Origin of the sequence: Paenibacillus xylanilyticus (assembly GCF_013359935.1) — a bacterium.
In the GTDB taxonomy this organism is placed as follows: domain Bacteria; phylum Bacillota; class Bacilli; order Paenibacillales; family Paenibacillaceae; genus Paenibacillus; species Paenibacillus xylanilyticus.
The window spans coordinates 110,639-131,054 of the sequence record NZ_JABMCB010000202.1 but is presented as its reverse complement, the minus strand read 5'-3'; the positions used below and the strand labels follow the sequence as shown (position 1 = coordinate 131,054).

The 20,416-nt window shown below is 46.0% G+C and carries 14 protein-coding genes and 1 pseudogene; 4 read left to right on the top strand and 11 right to left on the bottom strand.

What is annotated here, in order from left to right; genetic code table 11:
• Positions 1-50: 50 nt before the first annotated feature.
• The 9 genes and pseudogenes from HP552_RS27425 to HP552_RS27385 all read right to left on the bottom strand — a co-directional run bounded on the left by HP552_RS27425 (position 51) and on the right by HP552_RS27385 (position 13,823).
• The gene (locus HP552_RS27425) at positions 51-1,463 is read right to left on the bottom strand and encodes a hypothetical protein (protein ID WP_175398550.1); all 1,413 of its coding nucleotides are present in this window, start codon (positions 1,461-1,463) and stop codon (positions 51-53) included.
• Positions 1,445-1,987: a sigma-70 family RNA polymerase sigma factor gene (locus tag HP552_RS27420; RefSeq protein WP_175398549.1), complete on the bottom strand. Its 543-nt coding sequence runs from the start codon at positions 1,985-1,987 to the stop codon at positions 1,445-1,447. The genes HP552_RS27425 and HP552_RS27420 overlap by 19 nt, the downstream gene beginning before the upstream one ends.
• Positions 1,988-2,119: 132 nt before the next feature.
• Positions 2,120-2,398: a hypothetical protein gene (locus tag HP552_RS27415; RefSeq protein WP_175398548.1), complete on the bottom strand. Its 279-nt coding sequence runs from the start codon at positions 2,396-2,398 to the stop codon at positions 2,120-2,122.
• Positions 2,385-4,160 (bottom strand): hypothetical protein, encoded by a 1,776-nt coding sequence (locus HP552_RS27410; protein WP_175398547.1) that lies wholly within the window; start codon positions 4,158-4,160, stop codon positions 2,385-2,387. Before HP552_RS27410 ends, HP552_RS27415 begins: the two co-directional genes overlap by 14 nt.
• Positions 4,161-4,164: 4 nt before the next feature.
• On the bottom strand, positions 4,165-7,725 hold the full coding sequence (locus tag HP552_RS27405) for a DUF4132 domain-containing protein (protein ID WP_175398546.1): 3,561 nt from the start codon (positions 7,723-7,725) through the stop codon (positions 4,165-4,167).
• A gap of 45 nt (positions 7,726-7,770) precedes the next feature.
• Positions 7,771-8,962: pseudogene (locus tag HP552_RS27400) on the bottom strand (VWA domain-containing protein).
• Positions 8,947-11,352, bottom strand: coding sequence for a DUF5682 family protein (locus HP552_RS27395; protein WP_175398545.1), 2,406 nt, complete (start codon positions 11,350-11,352; stop codon positions 8,947-8,949). The pseudogene HP552_RS27400 and the gene HP552_RS27395 overlap by 16 nt, the downstream one beginning before the upstream one ends.
• On the bottom strand, positions 11,340-12,440 hold the full coding sequence (locus HP552_RS27390) for an ATP-binding protein (protein WP_175398544.1): 1,101 nt from the start codon (positions 12,438-12,440) through the stop codon (positions 11,340-11,342). Before HP552_RS27390 ends, HP552_RS27395 begins: the two co-directional genes overlap by 13 nt.
• Positions 12,441-12,845: 405 nt before the next feature.
• A complete protein-coding gene (locus tag HP552_RS27385; RefSeq protein WP_175398543.1) occupies positions 12,846-13,823 on the bottom strand; it encodes an aldo/keto reductase in 978 nt (325 codons plus the stop codon).
• Positions 13,824-14,113: 290 nt separating this feature from the next.
• Here HP552_RS27385 and HP552_RS27380 point away from each other — a divergent pair, with 290 nt between their 5' ends.
• From HP552_RS27380 to HP552_RS27365, 4 genes are all read left to right on the top strand, one after another.
• On the top strand, positions 14,114-15,304 hold the full coding sequence (locus HP552_RS27380; protein WP_175398542.1) for a cytochrome P450 family protein: 1,191 nt from the start codon (positions 14,114-14,116) through the stop codon (positions 15,302-15,304).
• 40 nt (positions 15,305-15,344) lie between these two features.
• Positions 15,345-15,689, top strand: a complete 345-nt coding sequence (locus tag HP552_RS27375; RefSeq protein ID WP_175398541.1) for a ribosomal protein L7/L12 — start codon at positions 15,345-15,347, stop codon at positions 15,687-15,689.
• A gap of 168 nt (positions 15,690-15,857) precedes the next feature.
• Complete coding sequence (locus tag HP552_RS27370; RefSeq protein ID WP_175398540.1) at positions 15,858-16,142, top strand: ArsR/SmtB family transcription factor; 285 nt, start codon at positions 15,858-15,860, stop codon at positions 16,140-16,142.
• 173 nt (positions 16,143-16,315) lie between these two features.
• Complete coding sequence (locus tag HP552_RS27365; RefSeq protein WP_175398539.1) at positions 16,316-17,497, top strand: MFS transporter; 1,182 nt, start codon at positions 16,316-16,318, stop codon at positions 17,495-17,497.
• 92 nt (positions 17,498-17,589) lie between these two features.
• On the opposite strand, the gene HP552_RS27360 is transcribed toward HP552_RS27365, so the two are convergent.
• On the bottom strand, positions 17,590-18,345 hold the full coding sequence (locus HP552_RS27360; protein WP_175398538.1) for an SDR family NAD(P)-dependent oxidoreductase: 756 nt from the start codon (positions 18,343-18,345) through the stop codon (positions 17,590-17,592).
• A gap of 289 nt (positions 18,346-18,634) precedes the next feature.
• Positions 18,635-20,362 carry a ubiquinone-dependent pyruvate dehydrogenase gene (gene poxB, locus HP552_RS27355; RefSeq protein ID WP_175398537.1) on the bottom strand — a complete coding sequence of 576 codons (1,728 nt, stop codon included), beginning with the start codon at positions 20,360-20,362 and terminating at the stop codon, positions 18,635-18,637.
• Positions 20,363-20,416: the final 54 nt, after the last annotated feature.

The window sequence follows — 20,416 nt, the reverse complement described above, 5'->3', positions numbered from 1 at the left end:
ATCATAACCCGGGATATGACATCTGAACGAATAAAACTGCTAACATCTCATTAAGAGATCTTATCGCGTAGTATTACTTTCTGACCGTTAAACATAATGTGGTTAACCTCTTGTATCGGAATGGTCTGGGTCGATATCCATTTCGTTATAGTATCCTCAATCCTCACAAACCCTCCTTTTGGTGTAATCTGTGTACCATCATTTAAATAGATCTCCAGACGAAGATCCTCGAGGGGAATTCGATTCATATCCATACCCTTCAGTGTTACACCTACGGAAGAAACGGTTACTTTGACATCTGTATCTTTATCAAGATGGACCGTAGCATCCCCCGTTTTGCTTAAAGCCTCTTCTTTCAAATTAAAACTTGTTTCCCACTGCCCCTTAATTATCTGATCATAGGTAGTAAACTTCCCTTTAAGCTGAAGATTTTCGAGTTGACTGATATCGGATATATCGAAGATATACTCTATATAGTCTCCACCGTAACCGATACCGTCTTTCATAAAAGAACCATAATAAATCGTATTCATTGGAATATTTTGTGGAGTACCTTGCTTATCGGTAAAGAAAAAATGACCATAATTGTAACTGCCCATTTCAATGTTGGGATTCACCTGAATATGCAGTTTTCCATCCACGAAACCTATATTGGAGATATATAACCAATCCATTCCCTCCAAAGGAATATGAGTTTTGTCACGTTGCAGTACATGAATTGAGCCCTCTTCATTAAATATCTTTGAGGATTCTCCACTCCACCCACTGATATCGTCTTTCATTTGATTCAGGGTAACGTAGTCATTCTGTTGATGCGTACTTAAAAGACTGGAAAGATTAAGTTGTACATCATAATTCTCATCTTTGGATGCACCAGACAAAAATGAACTTACACTCAACGTCATCCGGCTCTTCAGTTTTTTTCCTTGTATCAGAAATCGTACAACCGCTGTTTTTTCTTCGGCATCATAATATACGATCTGAGCGTTATTTGCCTGACCACCAGATACATGATAGCTATATATATCAAGTGTGGCATCAATTCGATCTTCCGTAAGATCCGTGAAAGAAACATATATTTCCGCAGTATTTCCATCTCTCACTGCACCAAGTGTCTGCATCCGTATGCCTTGATCTTCACTTAGCTTGTTTACTGGTTGAAGGATATTAATACGATCCGCACTCAGAAAGCGGAGAACGGATGACAGATCAATAACCCCTAAGGCTGCTGCTGCACCAGTAACAACCGTTAAGGATAAAACGGACGCAGCAGAAATATAGATGATCTTATGTCTCATTTTACTATTCGAGGATGTTTTCGAATTTTTCATTTGACTTTGAGCATCTACTTGAAGCCCAGCCTTCTCATAAAATATATTCTTGATATTCATTAGATTTTGTTCAGTTAAATGATCCTTTGAACGTGAAATGTAAATCACCACCTTTATTTTCTTTTCATCCACCAATCTCGCAGGTGCTTTTTAGAACGGTAAATTTTATTGTGGACCTGTCTAACTTGTAGGGATAATGCTTCTGAGATTTCATTAGGCTTTTGCCCATCGTAAAACCGGCGTTTCATAATCTCTCGATCCGGTTCAGGGAACGCTTCAATGGCTTGCTGTAAATCATTCTGTTCTTCTCGGCTGATGATTTGAGAGAGTGTATCTTCTGTTTCAACAACATGGATGCTTTCTTCGTACAGAAGTTCACTCCTTCGGTTCAATTTTCGATATCGATCAATCGCCTTGTGCTTAGCGATGGTTGCAAGATAATTTTTTAGACTACTACGTTCAGGCTGGAATGCTAGTGGATTTTGCCAAAAAGAAAAAAAGGTGTCTGCCACGCATTCTTCTATATCTTCTGTCGATGCCTTATGTAATATGGAATAAATGATCTTCCACAGTAAACCCGCGTAATGATCCATAATCCACGTCATGGCACCAGGATCGCGCCTTGCGACTGCTTCCCTGATCTGTTCCTCACTCATCGATGTTCATTCCTCCTCTCATTAGCTTAAAATAGCACTCCTACTTAAATTCGATTTAAAATTCCAATTTACTCACAATCCACAAAAAAAGATTTGCAGAGGCATACGCTTCTACAAATCTTTCAGTGCGCTTCAAGATGTTTCCTGAACACTTAGTTGCACATATTGAGTTAACCGGCAATAATATCGCAGCAAGAGCTCTTCATCACCGTTTCCGAGAGCCAGATGACGTCCTTCCATAATCATTGGCTCAACCACTTCCTGAAGAAACGTTAGTTGGAACCGCTTGGTCTCCTCGAGGAACTGCTCCAGCACTTCCACATCCCTCAGTGTAAATTGAGATATTCCCCGCAGCAGCAGTTCTTCTGCCCAACTGCCTACCTGCTGTATGAACTGACTATAGTCTTCCAAGTCTCCCCGTCCTTCCGTAACCCAAATCCATTTTCAGGCTGATTACCTGTTGACCCTTCAGGAAACTGATTGGATAAAACTTGCTCTGTTCAATTCGAACAAAAGCATAAAAGTGTTCGAGTGATGTGGCTCCATATCCTGACTCCAGACGCTGAAACATCGTTTGCCAGTCCATTGAATAAGGGAACGTCAGGGGAAGCAGCTCTCCGTCTTCACTTTCAACCGTCAGAATAAGATTCTGGGTTTGTTTATCAAAGCTGTGATCTACGATTCGGGCCACCCGTAGGATCGCAAGACGCTCCTTCGGTGGTGTGAAGAGATCAAATACCCGGGAATCCTCAAGGAGTACAGAAGATACATCCTGTAGGTATTTGCCCAGATTCACATCTCCCACTTTTGTTCGCGTCATTAGTTCTAGTTTCGCGCCTTCTCCGGAGGATAGCCTGCGGTCTTCATTCACTTTTACCGTGTGAAATTGCAGCTCTTCCCCAGCGAATTGACGGAAGGTTACGTTGGATAACCAGGGAGTATATGCTCCATAGTGCTCTGAGTAGGAGAACGATTGATCGTCATAGTATACGGCTCGGACATCACTATACGTATACATCTCCTGGTCATCGAAGCAGTAGAAATAATACGTTATTCCGCGGTAACCGGACCGAGTCTCCCAAGCGTCGGCCCCCAGACCATACAAGTGCAGCTGCGGAACCGTGAAGTATTTACTGCGAAAACTGCCTATGAGCTGACTCTGTTTAAACGCAGATACATTCTTCTGCTCCAACACCTCCAGCGCGAGATACAGTTTGGTGATCCGATCTAGCATGGACTGCATGGAGAAACGGATATGCCGGTTAAAAAACAGCTGCAGTTCACCCTGAATTCCTCGTAAACTGCGCTCAACGTCAGGAAGGTTGCCACTATGAGCCGCAATAGCCAATGTCTCGAGCTGAGCCATATAGGTTTGAGGCAGCCTTGCGAGTCCTGTGTTTAACATACCAGTAAGCATGCCCCGACATTCGCGAACGGTTTGAATGGAAAACTTGGCTTCATATACCTTTCCGCTTAATGCTTCCGTATCGTCTACATTTTGTTGTCTTCGATATCGCAGTAAAGCTTCCAGCTTTGCCATAGTTCCAGCGGTCTGTTTCACCTTGCATAGAGCCTTGGCCAGGCTCGGTTCCTCAGTAAAAGAAACCTCAATGTCTTGTCTTACAAGCCGTACCGTAAGGAGTGAATCCTCCAAAATTTCAATCTGTTCGGGGTACCGCAACCTGAACAAAACCTCTTCGATCATTGAAGTGCTGTACGACTTCATTAATGTGGACAGGTCATACTCCGTCATCCAGCGGAAACGGGGGTCAATAACTGGAGATACCGCTTCCTCTGCTCTACCGAGGGAATTGACACTGGACTCGTCAGAACCTGCTTCAAGTTTTTCCACCTCTGTCTTATTAGCTCCTGCAGCATCTTCGTCCGTCTGCTGCTCACGCTGATAATACAAGATGGAGATTAGAACATGTTTGCAGACATGATCTGACGGACAAGAACACGCCCAATGATCCAGCGTATCTTCCAGCGTACACAGGGTTCCATCGCTCAACTGACAGCTCACAGAGGATGCATTCCACGTATATTGCACACTCACGCCGTAATCCATGTCTTTCAAGGACCGCTTGTATAATCCCTTGTTGGCATGCCGTATAAGAAAATCTTCGGTACACAGCTTTACAAATATCCTAAATTTTTGTTTAAATTCATTCACGTCATCAACGTCCTGTCGCTCTCAAGATATCATAGAGCGTTTCACTGAAGACACGACCTGGAATTTGTCCCAAGGCAATGCTCTTGTTGTTGCCATAATAATAGTTCTTCTTGCTATCCGGTCTAAAGAAATGCAGGTCTTCCAGCGTAATATTATCCATTCCCTCGTAATATGAAATACTCGTACCGCTGAAGCGCAATTCAGCAACAAATTCATCGTATTCTTTGTAAAACTCGTGATACCAACCGCCGTCCATTGCCGGCCCTTTAATCCAACCGTATTTCTCCAGCGCTTTAGGGAAAGCAGTTGGTGAGAATTCTGATTCAGGAAGACGATTATATTCCTCAAGCTTGAAATCTTCATCCTCAGGCAAATGAATTTCACGCTCAAGCTGCTCGAAAGGCTGCTTGATCTCGTAATCTTCAAGCTGCGTTTTCCAGCCCTCCAAAATGGATGCTTCAAGTTCAAGAGGGTGTACAAGTCCGACCTGCGCATCAGAAGGCAGTTCGTATTCATCCTCATCCACAGTATTAAACGTGCCATCCTCCATATAGCGGAAGGTGCTGATCAGCTGTCCATCTTGATACGTGCCCCAGATCAGACCTACAGCGAATTTCTGCATGATTACATTTTGGACAAACAGCGCCTTCCACTCATCTGCGGACCACAGACGCTGCTTGGACAGTGATTCTTCCAGGCGCTCCGCCTGAATGCCGACCATCGTTTTGAGGTCTTTCTTCAGCTGTGTGAAACGTGCCTTGGACTGTGCAGCGAGTTCGGCATCGTCTTTCTGTGCAGGGGCAGGCAGGCTTTTCACGGTTTTACCAGTTTCTTCATTCAAGGCAACCACCTGCAGATCCCCATTCACTTTAATCAGGAAGGAACGCTCTCCGTAACTAAGCCGCATCGTTCCTGACTCGTCAAAACCGAGCGTAGTGACAAGCCGATCTTCCAACTGTTCCGGGGTAAGTCCCAAATTGTCGGCTGCTAGCTGCAGCGCTTCTTCTGCAGCGCCCTTAACCTGCCTGTTTTTCACGCTTCGTTTAATCTTGTCAATGGCCATGAGCGCAGAGGGCTCTTTCAGATAAGCCAGTACCTTTACAGCGTCTGCTGCAATGGCTCCCCGGCTGTTTTCCGTCCATTCCTTAATTTGAGGGGCTACAATGTTCACGATCTGGATATCGCCAAAGAGTGCCGAGACATACATCACCCACTTCTCTTTGGCAGGCGCACCGTCCTGGATCCACAACTGGAGCAGTTCACTTGCAAATCGCGCTAACGATTCTTCGCTAACGTATTCACGCAGTTCATTCAGCCTTTCGTTCGGCGCAGCTGTATGATCTACCGATTGCACCAGGATGTATTGCTTGATTCGTTCGTCCAAAGGCTGATTGTCCCCCAAACGAATAAGAGAAGGTAGATCCTTCAGGGATAGCCAGCCAAGCCTAGCGAGCTTTTTGGCATCCGCCTGATCAGCAAGTGCTGCGTGGGCATATTCAGGACTTTGGTCCGCGGTATCCAGCAGAATTTGGATCAGGTTCTTCCAATCCTCTGACTTCTCAGCCTTCAGAAGCTCATGGTACAGATCCTTATTCTGTTCCAAGCTGCGGATGGCGCTGAGAGCCATTTCTTTCACGCCTGCTTTCTTCTCTGAGCGGTATATGGTCGTAAATAAGTCGGGGTCTGGCAAGCGATTAAATTCGGATAACGCGAGTCCGTTTGCCTTTTTGGACGAATCCTGCAATCCGGCACGAATCGCTTCGGCAAGCTTGTTCGTTGAGAGTTCGCTCCGCTGTTCAAAGGTGATCTCCAAAATCAACACCCGAGTGTCCGTTGGAAGCTTCTTATACTGTTCCAGGGCATAGTCCAGATTTTGCTGGATGATCCTGCGGTACTCCTCCTGGGGCATGGATATATATCTGTAATCCGTCATGCCATTGAGCGAGATCAGGCTGGTTAACAATTTCTCATGCTGCACCTCCGGATCTTGTCCATAACGTTGAAGCAGCTTCTCTCCACTAAACGCGTATGACCGATACATATCAGAGACAATGTCCAGCGTCCACTCCGGATGTGTTGCCAGAATCACGAACCGGCGCATCGCCTCCGAATCCACAGGCAGGAAACTAATGGCAACCAGGCTCTGAATACGCTTTTTGTCACGATTCAGGTTATTAAACAGACCACGGCTGTTTGGATCCTTCCAGTACTCCTCAAACGGAGTTTTTCCTTCCAGATACCGTGCGATCGCAAGACCGCTGCGACCTCCATCCAAAGGCTCCCGCAGTACGGCAAAGACAGCTTGTTCAACCGTTCCGTCAGCGTTAGGCAGTTCTAGACCCTGATCCTCCAATATCTTTTGTATAATCAGCTTGAGATATGGGGTTTTGAGAATCTGGTATGCTCGTCTGGATTGATCGGGCTCACTCGTAATCGCCGACTGTAGAGTATGCCAGGATATGGAATGCATGTTGAGCTCGCTCAGCATTAGCTCGATCAACTGGTAAGGTTCTTCGAGAGGAAGCAGACCAGCAAGCAGCGCATCTGCATTCTTGGTTCTGGAATCCATACTCAGTAGGTACATGCGCATTTCAAAAGGATAGATCTCATGCAATTGCGTTATTGCTTCCAGTAGCGCATGACCCGTGTCGCCTTTGTTCTCAAGAAACCGCTCTTTGCCCCCGCTGATATTAATCAGATATAATAACGAACTGCTCAGCAATACCATGGATTGGTGGAACACGTTCTGGGACAATTGCTCTTTTTTATTCAATGAAGTATTGGGATAATGCTCTGCAATTAGTCGATTCCGCTTTTGTTGAAGGAATTCCGGATCCAGATCATGAACGGACCGATTAGACCGGGTCTGCATGGAGCAAACAATCAACGGCTCTATTAGCTTATGTAACGTCGGACGGAGCTGTTCTGCATCATCAGCTATTACCAGTTGAAGCAACTCATGCAGATTTTGACTGAGTAAATGTACCTGTGCCGGATGTGTGGCAATGCCATTCAACTGGGAATACGATTTCAACAGAAGCAAAGCATCAATAATTTCACTTTGGTGGTTTCCGTAGCCATTTCCTTTTTTGGAATCAACAAACAACTGAACACGGCTTAGCCTGCTTTTCAGTTCCTCTACAATCTCCTTCTCTCCGGCAAACTGACGGATTTTCTCCAACCGGGACAGCAAACCACCCAGTCGATCCTGACTTTTGCTCTTTCCGCTTAATCCGTAAGCTTCTGAATCATTGCCGAGACAGACGGTGAAGCCATCTGTACTCCACGAATTGCGTCTGGAATATTGGGATTCCAGATGAATGACAATAGCCCCCGCCCGAAAAAATACATCTCCATCGTCTTTCTTGGCAAGTTTCATGAGAGCATCAATCGTATAGTACACATAGTGACTCGAATTTCCCAGCATTTCAGGAAACTTGTCCGTTATTCCCAGGACATAATCAGTGATTTCTTGACTCCGATCTGTTTTGAGTGAGTAATCCCTCGAGCACATCTCAGCAAACTTCTCTACCAGTGCTTCAACCGCGCGGTCTGTTGTAAGCATTACGCATTCCTCCTTTAGTTTTAAGTCTCATTTTATATCCTCAAATTACGTCATAATCTCGCCAATCCAATTTGCCAATTCATTGGGAGTAATCGCAGCTACATGCGCTCCCATATTGGTTAACGTTTGTGCAGCATGTTTGTTGTAGACGGTATCCCCATTAAAGTCGAGGGCTGTGAGGACAAGCAATTTGCACCCTGCGTCGATGATATCTTTGCACGCCTTGTACATCTGCTGGATCGGATATCCCTCTTCCAGATCACTCACTAGGATATAGATCGTTTTGCCTGGATTATCGATCAACGTTTCTCCATAACGCAGAGCCTTGGCAATATGAGTTCCTCCACCCAGCTGTACACTCATGAGCACGTCTACCGGATCTTCCAACCTGTCGCTCAGATCGACAACCTGGGTATCGAATATAAACAGATGGGTACGCAAAGCATTTAAGCGATAGAAGATACTTGCCATCACCGAGCTGTAAATGACCGAGTCCATCATACTGCCGCTTTCATCCACAGCGATGATGATGTTCCATTTGTTATGCGGCTGGATGTTACCATCAAAATATAAACGATCAATCACAAATCTGCGTTTGGTTCGGTCATAATTCTTCAGGTTCTTGGTGATGGTTTGTTTGAAATTCAGATTGCGCAAGGATCGTACAGAACTGGGCGTGTACCTGCTGCGTTTCCCCATGATACTGGCTCTGGTCTGAGACTCCAGTTTACGGCGCAGCTCTTCAACTACGGTTCGCACAATTTCCTTCGCACTTCGGAGTACGTCGCCCTTCATTCGCCCTTTGAACTGCATGATGTTTTTCAGCAGGTTCATATTGGGTTCGAGAGATTCAAGCAGCTTTTTATCTGTTAACAGCTCTGTCAGACCGTAACGGTCCAATGCTTGTTTTTCCAGCAATTCCACGGTTTGGTTTGGGAAACAATTCCCTGACCTTATGCAGCCAATTGGGGACCGTGAGATCCGAAGAACCACGTCCGCCTTCTTTTCGATATCCCTGTTCCTCGCCATACTCGCGATTGTACAGATAACCCAAAATTTCATCGATTTCGGTGTAAGCAAAATGATCCGCATCGTAAGCCTCTGTATTCGACAACCCTTTTTCTGCAGATTCGCCCAGGATCAATCGCCACCGGTTTAAGGTTTCCGCCTGTTTCGGATCCGGAGTCTCTTTCACATGATCGGAAGATGTACTGCCTCTGTTCAAATCAGCTTCCATGCCTCAAACTCCTTCCGAATGGCATCGTCCCATGCTTTCGCCTGAAATAGCATTTGTTCGTCTACCCCGGGCTTGGACATCTCTTCGGCCTGCACCTGATGCAAACTCGCAACCCGATCCGCAATCAGTGCCGTCTCCATGGGGGTGAAATAAGTAAAAGCAAGTCGCAGTTCCGGGATCATGACGATAAATTCATCATGATCTAACTGCTCTATCATATAATTCAATTCTGATAACAGCTGATCTTCGTATAGAAAAGCGTCTCGTGCCACGGCAAACACGCCCTGTAAATAATGTGCTGTCTGCCGCATTTGTTCCGGCGTTCCACGGATGTATCCCCGAGCGCGATTAACAATCTCTTCCCTTGACCGGTCACCGAGACCCGAAGATATGGCCAGGCATACCCCTTCGAGTTGAGCCGGAAGCCTGTGGTCTGCCAGCAGTTCATTCAGGTGTGCCCTGAATGTTTCATCCTGATAACGTTCCTCAGAGGACTCAGCAAGCATCGCGAGCAGCTTCAGTCCCTGAATAATCGCTTTATGCTCATCCGGATTTGTTTTCGAGAGCTGCAACAGCTTATCCACGGCATTGTTATAGGCTTCAGCAACCAGTTCGGGAAGATGGCTGTCTTCCGATAAACCAAGCAACCTTCGGTGTTGATGAATTCGATCCAAAATATGAAGGCTCCCGCACAGGGACAGGAAATTCCCATCCTTTCTTAACGCAGAACGCACCTGGTCATACAATTGCTTTGCCGTATCCTGCAACCCCATTAGCAGTGCCTGGAGCATGGATTTCGCAAGTTCTCCGCTATGGTGATCCGGGATATCCTGCATGTGTTCTGCCATTTTCCGAGTAGCTGCTTCCTGAATCGTGCCACCGTAGAGGGAATTTTCGATTAATCTTGCTTCAATTCTGGACGAATAGTTATAGATCCACGTCTCCCGGACCAGGTTCATGTCTCGCTGTGCAATCCAGTCCGGACCTGATTGACGCTTCGCAAATTCCGGCACCAGATAAGTAATGCATTGAAACAATTGACTAAGCTGCCGGTGCTCCGGTTTGGCATACAGATCCAGCACCTTCTTGTGCTGCCCGGTCGTCCGAAGATGAAGCTTCGACACGGCACAACGTGCTTTGAAATCTTCAACAATCGGAATACTGAACGAATTGGGAGCGACACTCCCAATCACATCACCCGTAAGGAGACGCTGCAGTTCCTGCAGAGGTTTTTCTGTAGCGAGCGTTAGCTCTCCTTTGACAAAAGAAGCGAGAGCTGCATCCATCAGCTCGTAGACACCGCCCTCCCTTTTGCCACGAAGTGTCGCCAGGCCCTGAATCATGCTGTAAGCTTCTATCGCGTCACTCGTTGATACATGCTCATGACCTTCGCGCAGTTTACGAGTAAGCTGGGACAGCAGATCAACTGCCGTCTTGTTATATGCCGTATTTTTCTGGCGGAGCAGTTGGGACCAGATCATATCGTAGTAATTCACATAAGGCATTCCGCTCGCATAGCCATTCAGACGATCCGCCTCCGCAAAGGTATATACCATGGGATACATCTGCTGATGGACCGAATCCTTCGGTGAAGAACTCATGCTATCGGGCACAGCCTTGTTCTGATTTGTGCTAAGTTTCAAGTCCAGCAGTCCATAGGTATGGAATCCACCTGTAATGACAAGCACACGATCATATTTCCGGGAAGCCTTATCGATACAAGTTCGCATATGGGCTTCTCTAGCAAGGTCACCAGAACGGCTTAGTCGCTCCGTTGTATAACACATGCGGGATAACGTACAATACGTGAATACATCCTGCACAAACTCCTGCGTTGATTTCTCCAGGCCGCCAATCTCAAACACTTTCTCCCACAGTTCATCGAAACTGCGACAGTTCGTTTTTTGGCACAAACGGTCGATAAAGTCCGAACCAGCCAGCAGTGTTTCATCCTGGATGGATATTTCCCGTTGTTCTGATTTTTCTTCCATAGAGAAATGATAGTAATCAAGATCAATAAACTGAGCCGGAATGCCCAGCCGGGATGCTTCTCGCAAAGCTACATATTCAGGAGAGTAACGCAGCATGGGATAGTAGCATGCTGCCCGATCATCCTCAGTCTCATAGGTGTAATACATACTGACCGGGGGAAGCGTCGCTTCATCGGCCAATACGGAAATGAATGGATTTCCGCTCTCAGGCCCTTCAATCAGAATGCTGTCCGGCTTGTACGCTTCAATCAACTGCAGCATATGATAAGAACACACCGGGCTGTGGTGCCTTATGGGAAAATAGATGATGCCGTTGTTCAGGTTATACACCTGAGATTCAAACAGGATCTGTAATTGGCTAACGTCCAGCTCCTCCAATTGGTGTTTTACCCGATCCATTTTTTCTCCTCATAATAATCCTTCCAGATGCCCTCTTCCCTGGAGCGCTCTTTCACGACCTTGGAGAAATAGGTTTTGAGAATGGACAGATCCTTGTCATTTTCCTTGGCGATGGTTCCGAGCATGTTCTGAACCAGCCGGTCCAGTGCAATCCCTTTATCTTCGTAATAATACGAGGTCATTGCACTTTGGACGTAAACGGATACGGCTTCGGCGGTACTCATGGAAGCTTGGGGCGTATCCAGCTTGTACCCCTCGCGTGTCATTCCGGTACGAAGCTCCATAAAAGTTGTAGCAAGCAGTTCAACTACATCCGGATTAATTTCGATGTCAATATCACTATGTAATAACAGGCTGCGTGCCTGGGATTCAATAATTTTCGCTTCCATTTTTACACTGCTGATCGGTTTGATCGTTTCAAAGTTGAAACGGCGTTTCAGTGCACCGCTCATCTCGTTAACACCTTTATCACGAATATTCGCTGTCGCAATGACGTTAAATCCTGGTTTCGCAAACAGTACACCGCCATCCAGTTCAGGAATGCTCATCACCTTGTCGCTTAAAATACTGATCAGACTATCCTGTGCTTCGGCGGGACAACGTGTAATCTCTTCGAAACGGGTGATAATGCCTTTCTTCATGCCACTGTACAGTGGGGAGGGTACCAGCGCCGCTTCGGATGGACCTTTATCAAGCAGCATGGCATAGTTCCACGAATATTTGATCATGTCTTCCGTTGTACCTGCCGTCCCCTGAATGGTATTCAGACTGGTTCCCGAGATTGCTGCGGTAAGCAGTTCACTGAGCATCGTCTTGGCCGTTCCTGGTTCTCCCACCAGCATTAACCCACGATTGCCCGCCAGCGTTACTACTGCGCGTTCAATTAATACGTCATTGCCGTAAAATTTACGCGTGATCGCAATGGCCTCCCCATCCAGAATTGCAGGCTTGTCCCTGCCAATGATGAAATCCCGCACGTATGCCGGGGACAGTAGCCAATTGGGAGGCCGCTTTCCCGTATCTTCCTCCCGAAGTGCGCGTAACTCAGCCTCGTATAGTGTCTCGGCAGGTGGTTTAAGCATTTCCATCGTCAACAGTATCCCCTCTCACAAAACAGATCGTATGTTCTTATTCCTATTATTTTATCACAGAGGTCTCTCAACTACCCTAGAAACCGAGAAAAATGGTTGAAACGTCCCTCTTATCCGAACTCTGTACTAAGTCGATGGACATGGAAATAGCACATTTATGAACAAAGAGGCCAGTCATTAATTCCGTTATATCGGCATCATGCTCCCTCCAACTTAGATTCTTTCAAGGCTTTTGCATAAAAAGTCCTATGAACTACTAATATCATTACATCAAATAATATGATGGTTTAACCAAAGAATGCGAACAACGCAAAGAAACACAGACTGTCAGCCTGCGTTTCATCCTTCTCACTACTATTTTTCAAAAATGATTCTACATTCTACCATTCGCATGTTTCCTGCTTACATTCTTCGTCCACAGGATGCGGAATAGAGCTCATACCACTCATATCTTGTCAATTCAATCCGGGTTGCATCACGGCAGGCACGAATACGCTCCGGTCGTATTGAACCAATGACAGGTTGAATACCGGCGGGATGCTTCATTAACCAGGCGAGCACTACAGACTCAGCCGTAACACCACGTTCCCCGGCTATACGATGAACAACTCTGACTGTATGTTCAATTTCGGGTCTTTGCCCCTCAACCACCCTGCCTGTGAATCTTCCCTGAGCCAGCGGCCCCCATGCTTGCAGCTGGATATGCTCCGCCTGACAATACTCCATCGTACCGTAAGGAAAAACGTTATCCTTGGCTTGTGGACGGTTCACGGTAACCCCTGCTTCGACGAATCCGATTTTGTCCAGACTCATCTCAAGCTGATTCACTATGAGAGGAACGGTACAGTTCAGCTGAAGCAGACGAATCTGTTCTGAACCCATGTTGGACACACCAAAATGCCTGACCTTTCCTGAATGATGGAGCCTCGCAAGTGCCTCACCGATCTCCTGCGGATGGGCAAGAGGATCGGGGCGATGGAGCAGCAATATGTCCAGATAATCTACCCCGAGGCGTGTAAGAATGCCGTCAACACTGGCTTGAATATGTGCTCCGGAAGAATCATAGCGCTGTGGGCCTACGTCATCTCCCACCAGGCGTATGCCGCATTTCGACTGAATAATGATCTGTTCTCTCAATCCATGGCGCTCTGATAGTATTCGCCCAAAAACATGTTCTGCTTTGCCACGTGTATAGATATCGGCCAGATCATAATGATTAATGCCGATCTCAAGAGCTGCTTCAACAGCGTGGTGCCCTTCGAGTACAAGATCATCAGTGATGGGCAAACCATCCCATTCCCCTCCGAATCGCATGCATCCAAGCACAAGGGGACTTGCAGGAATCTGGTGTTGATGCAGTGGGAGCCTTAAGTCTGTCATGCAGAATTCACCTCCTTTTCAATGTTTTTAAACCGTTTTCAATAGATATACACTTTCTTCCCAACCATTCTATTTTCCTTCCTTTACAAGCAAATTTGAACGAACTTTGATATCATTATCGATAATTATAGCTGCAAATAACATAATATGGACAAAAACAAGGTTTCTGTGGTTCTCTATTGAATATGTAGAAGGTGCATGCTTTGCAAATTAAGCCATAGAATTAAACGTGTGCATACTTTGGAAAAGGAATTCATATCTGAGCTCTTGGATGAGAGGAGAGAATTGAATTGAACACGAACGAAACTTCACAAACAACGTTTTTTACTAAGGAATTTACGCAAAACCCCTATCCTGTATACGAAAAATTAAGAGAGACGGACCCTGTCTTCAAAGTCATGTTTCCTCATGGTGAGTTCGGATGGATTATTACCCGCTACGAGGACGCAGTCGAAGTGCTTAAGGACCCTCGCTTCAGTAAGGATGTCGCCAAACGGTACGGTCCTGAGAATCAATCCATTTTTGTGAATAACATGCTATTTTCTGACCCGCCGGATCACCGCCGTCTAAGAGGACTTGTACAGAAAGCGTTCACGCCAAAGCTGGTTGCGGACATGAGAAGTCATATCCAGGAAATCGCAGACGACTTACTGAATAACATTGGATCCCGGGACAAAATGAACCTGATTGATGAGTATGCTTTTCCACTCCCCATTATTGTCATTAGTGAAATTTTGGGAGTACCTCTTGAAGATCAGGACAAGTTCCGTTTATGGTCCAATTACATTATTGATGCGTCGAATTCGGATCACGCCGAGATGTTTGAACAGCATGCCCGGGAGTTCACCGAGTATCTCACTGCCTGGTTTGCAAAAGTGCGAGAGAATCCTGGCAAAGACCTGATCAGTCAGCTCGTGATCGCAGAAGAATCCGGACAACAACTGACTGAAAATGAATTGCTCGGCGTAGTTTCCCTGCTCATTATTGCGGGACACGAAACTACTGTTAATCTGATCGGTAATGGAGTGCTTGCCCTACTGGAACACCCCGAACAGCGTGATCTGTTGATTCAACAACCGGAGCTTATTCATAATGCAATCGAAGAAATGCTTCGCTACAACGGTCCTGTCGAATTCAGTACGTCCCGCTGGGCGCTGGAGGATATTGAATTTCGAGGACAGAACATCGCCAAAGGTGAGCTTGTGATCGTCGCGCTTGATTCCGCGAATCGGGATGATGCCAAATTCAAAGATGCAGATGTCTTTGACATCACACGGGAAAAGAGTTCGCATCTCGCTTTTGGGACAGGCATTCACCTCTGTCTTGGTGCGCCCCTGGCACGTCTGGAAGGCGAGATTGCCATCCATACCTTGCTCGCCCGTTTTCCCGAGATACAGCTTCAGACAGACGTTACTCAACTGGAGTGGAGACCTGGCATGATTGTGCGTGGAGTCAAGGAGATTCCAGTGCAACTCAAATAAATCAAGTCATAAGCGTAATGAAAGAGAGGCTTTTTGCATCATGGAAATCAACACTGTAATACTCATTGTTTTGTTGCTTCTAGTTCTGGTGTTAACCATTAGAGTTCTTAGTCTTCAAAGCCAGCTAAATGAACTCAAACGGGATGTGGAGCGGATTGAAAATGGCACCGGCATGACGCCGCGTTCCAACGTGAATTATTCATCCTTAGCTTCGACCCTGTCGTCTGCTCCGGATACACAAATGGAGTTGTCCCGGCTTGATCATGAGTTGCTGGAACTTATACAACAAGGGCAAAAGATAAAGGCCATCAAAAAGCTGCGCGAAGCCAGAGACCTTTCCCTCAAAGATGCCAAAGATTATGTCGATGCTTTAGATCGCACATAAAGTCTTGGAGATTTTATTAAACTCCCTGCTAAATTCAATTTACTCAAATCATTTCTACATGATTAAAGTAACGAATTTAAACCAGGGAGTTTACTTTTGAATACATCAGTGATACAGTTATTTCAATATTACTAGAAATAAGAAATAAAGACGAAAGGACAGATCGTTATGGAATATACATCGACTGGAATAGAACAAGCGGTCAAAATTCACAAAGCACTGGGTGAGCAAACGCGATACAAAATCATTCAGATTTTATCTGCTGAAAGCAATCTGTGTCCTGCTGATCTGGAAAATCGACTTGTAACCGTGGCCCTTTCCACGTTGTCTCATCACTTGAAGCAGTTGTCTGATTGTGGTCTGCTTACATCTCAAAAGAAAGGAACCTACATCTACTACAGCTTGAATACAGACACAGTTCAAAAATTTGCTCCCTATCTGCTGAACAGATAAAAATTTTATTCTATATTTCAATAAAACTAGAAATATAGAATAATACAATTAAACAGATATAAGATATAGAGCCTAACCCCTGGTCGATAAAAAATGATTGAAGCTGTTTGTCTCGTCTTTATTTCTATATTTCTAATAATATAAAATTAAAATAGGAAAGAGGTTATTTTCTCATGTCCAACACTTGGAAAATCTATGTACTTGCCTTAGTCAGCTTTCTTGTGGGAACCTCCGAATATGTCATCGCGGGTATTTTGGATCGTATTGCTGATACCATGCATATTTCGTTAATCGCTGCCGGGCAGCTGATCACCATATTTTCACTTGTTTATGCACTTGGCACACCGATTATCATTGCCTTGACTTCCCGCTTCGATCGTCGCAAGCTATTGCTCTACTTCCTTGGTCTGTTTGTTGCAGCCAATGTTCTCGCTTATCTCCTGCCAGGGTATGAGCTTTTCGTCGCCGCCCGTGTATTGATGGCTCTAGGGGCCGGAGTTGTTGTAGTAACCGCATTGACGGTTGCTTCCAAAGTTGCTGCTGAAGGCAAACAAGCGAGTGCTATCGCCACGGTCATCACTGGATTCACAGCCTCTCTGATCATTGGTGTACCTTTGGGAAGAGTCGTAGCAACCTCATGGGACTGGAAACTTGTTTTTGCAGGCATTGCCGTACTCGGTGTGATTGCCATGATTGTTATTGCATTATCCATTCCATCATCGGAAGGAGAAGCACCTGTCCCTCTGAAAAAACAGTTATCTCTGCTGAAGCAACCTCGAATTGGATTGGCGCTGCTGGTGACGTTTTTCTGGCTTGGTGGTTACTCCATTGCATATACTTACATTTCACCTTATCTGGTCTCTGTCGCAGGCATGAGTGAAGGTGTACTAAGTTCCGCCCTGCTTGCCTTTGGCATTGCAAGTTTGATCGGCTCCAAAGTTGGGGGATACAGCGCGGATCGTATAGGGGTGAAACGTACTCTTTTCATCGGTATGGCATTGCATATTGTCAGTTTGGTGATGCTGAACTTGACGGCCCACGCTTCTGTGACCATTTTCGCCATCCTCATTCTCTGGTCATTTGCAGCGTGGTCTTCCGGCCCAACTCAACAATATAATCTGGTTACCATGGCACCCGAATCATCAGGCATCATGCTGAGTCTGAACAGTTCGGTGATGCAGCTCGCAATGGCTGCCGGTGCTGGAATTGGCGGAATCGCCGTCAACTCAGTTTCGTTGTCATCCATTACCTGGATTGGTGCTGTCGGTGTAGCTATTGCATTGATCATCATGATGCTTTCTTATCGTCCTACCTCACTTAAACCTTCACAAATAGACGCAAATAACGCTGCATGAAAAAAAAGATGTGTAATTGAGTTTGTAGACAACAGCAAAAAGAGAGGGACTGTATACTTACAGGACCTCTCTTTTTCTTACTTATTCAACTATTATTGTGCTGTTACAGCGCCATCGATCGGGTACACGGCACCATTAATATAGGGAGCTTCATCTCCAAGCAGGAAGGCAACCAGGTTAGCGATTTCTTCCGGTTTGCCCAGGCGTCCGGACGGAATGCTGTCCACGGTCGCTTTGAACACTTCCGGATTGTCCTTGCCGAATTGGATGACCATTGGCGTCTCGATCGTTCCTGGCGCAATCGCATTTACCCGAATATTGTCTTTGCCATATTCAATGGCTGCGGTGCGCGTTAAGCCTACCACGCCGTGCTTGGTAGCTGCGTAAGGTGCAACTGCCGGAACACCAACAATACCTGCGGTCGAAGCTGTGTTCAGGATGGCACCGCCACCAGTTTTGAGCATTTCGGTAATCACATATTTCAGTCCATAAAATACACTTCTCAGGTTGATATCGATAATTTTGTCGAATTGTTCAATCGTATGTTCAATGAGCTTGACTCCAGGTCCTGCGATCCCTGCATTGTTGAAGAACATATCAATTCGTCCGAACTCTTCAACTGCTTTTTTCACATAATTCTCAACGTCACTGGCCTTGCTCACATCTGCTTGTACAAAAATAGCTTTGGCTCCGAGCTTCTCAATCTGTTTAACTGTTTCTTGACCGGTCTCTTCGACGAGATCAACAACCACAATGGATGCGCCCTTTTCAGCCAGCTTGAGTGCAGCTGCTTGACCCAATCCACTTCCTGCTCCAGTAATAATGGCTACTTTTCCTGTGTGACTCATTCTGATCTCCTCCATCTGTGTTAGTCATCTTGTCATCGGATCGGCTCATGGATATGAAGCGTAATTCAACAATTTGCGACATATGTAGGTTAAAACTGACATAAATCCTGCCTGACATTACCTATTTTAATAGACTTACGATATAAAAACAAACCAAATCATATGTGTGCATACCATGATATGGATCATATCCCTGCCATCTCGCGAAGGAGAGCTTTGATAATTCAATGAACATCATGCTCTCCATTCATGTGAGATGTATATTTCAAGCTTAAAAACAAACACATCTTTATCTAAGCAAATTGGTTTTCGCAAGTTCGATCAATTCATCGCCACGTCCGTTGAGAACCGCCTTCATCATCCACAAGGTGAAGCCTTCCGCCTGTTTGATGTTAATCTTCGGAGGCAAGGACAGCTCCTGACGATTCACAACCGCATCAATCAGGACAGGACCATCATGCTGAAGGGCACGCTCTACCGCTCCCTCCAGTTCGGCAGGATCTTCAACCCGTATCCCTTCCATGCCCATCGCCTGTGCAACCATGGCAAAGTTGGGATTCACCAGTTCCGTGCCGGATTCGAGGAATCCTGCTGCTTTCATCTCCAGTTCCACAAAGCTCAGTGCTCCGTTGTTGAACACGACAACTTTCACTGGAAGGTTATGCTGTTTCAATGTCAACAGATCCCCCATTAACATCGCAAGGCCACCGTCACCGGACAATGAGATGACTTGTCTTCCCGGATTGGCTACTTGAGCTCCAATCGCCTGTGGAAGTGCATTTGCCATGGTACCATGATTAAATGAACCGAGCAGTCTTCGATTGGGACTCATCTCCAGATACCTTGCCGCCCATACCGTCGGTGTTCCCACATCACATGTGAAAATCGCATTTTCACCTGCTGAATCACTAATGACTTTGGTTAAGTACTGCGGGTGAATAGGCTTCTTCCCCGGTTTTCCTATGGCAAGTTCATCGAGTTCCTTGCGTACTTTCATGTAACGGTCCACACTTTTTCTAAGATGCTTGTCATTGTGCTCGTCCGTCAATAAAGGCAGCACAGCCTCAATGGTCGCTTTGATATCCCCGCATAATCCATAATCCACCTTCGTGCGCCGCCCCAGATGAGAGGACTGGATATCCACTTGTAGCACAATCGCTTTCTCCGGGTAAAATTGACGATAGGGAAAATCCGTTCCCAGCATCAATAACACATCACAGTCCATCATGGCGTGATAACCGGATGAATATCCAATCAATCCAGTCAGTCCTACGGAATACGGATTATCATACTCCAAATGTTCCTTGCCCCGAAGAGCCATGACCATCGGAGATTTCAGTCGATCACACAGCTGCATAAGAGGTTCCCGTGCACCTGCGCATCCTGCCCCGCACAGCAACGTAATTTTTTTATCCTGATTCAGATAATCTGCCAATTTCCGCAGTTCCGGTTCTGAAGGATGCACCACTGGCTTGGTCACGTGAAAGACATGTTCAGGTACAGGCAGATCGGCTGCTTCAAGACCAGCTACATCTCCTGGTAAGACGATGACCGATACCCCGGAACGCGCCACCGCAGTTTGCATCGCCATGGTAACGGAACGAGGCATTTGTTTGGACGTAGTAATGACCTCGCAATAATGACTGCATTCCTGAAAAAGATATTCCGGATGAGTGGATTGGAAGTAATCACTGCCAATCTCATCGCTTGGAATATGAGCAGCAATGGCCAGTACCGGCACCCGGTTTCGGTGGCAGTCATACAAGCCGTTAATTAAATGCATATTTCCTGGCCCACTGCTGCCTGCGCAGACAGCGATACTTCCACTTACCTCGGCATCAGCTCCAGCGGCAAATGCAGCCACTTCTTCATGGCGAACATGAATCCATTCAATTTTGCCGGACCGCCGGATAGAATCCAGCACTGCATTCAGGGAGTCTCCCACGATACCGTATATTCGATTGATCCCTGCATTTAATAATGCCTCGACAAGTACGTCTGCGATTGTTTTTTTCATGCCAGATCTCCTTTAATCGCTTATTTTGAGTTATCCTTCCACCCCGTTAATATA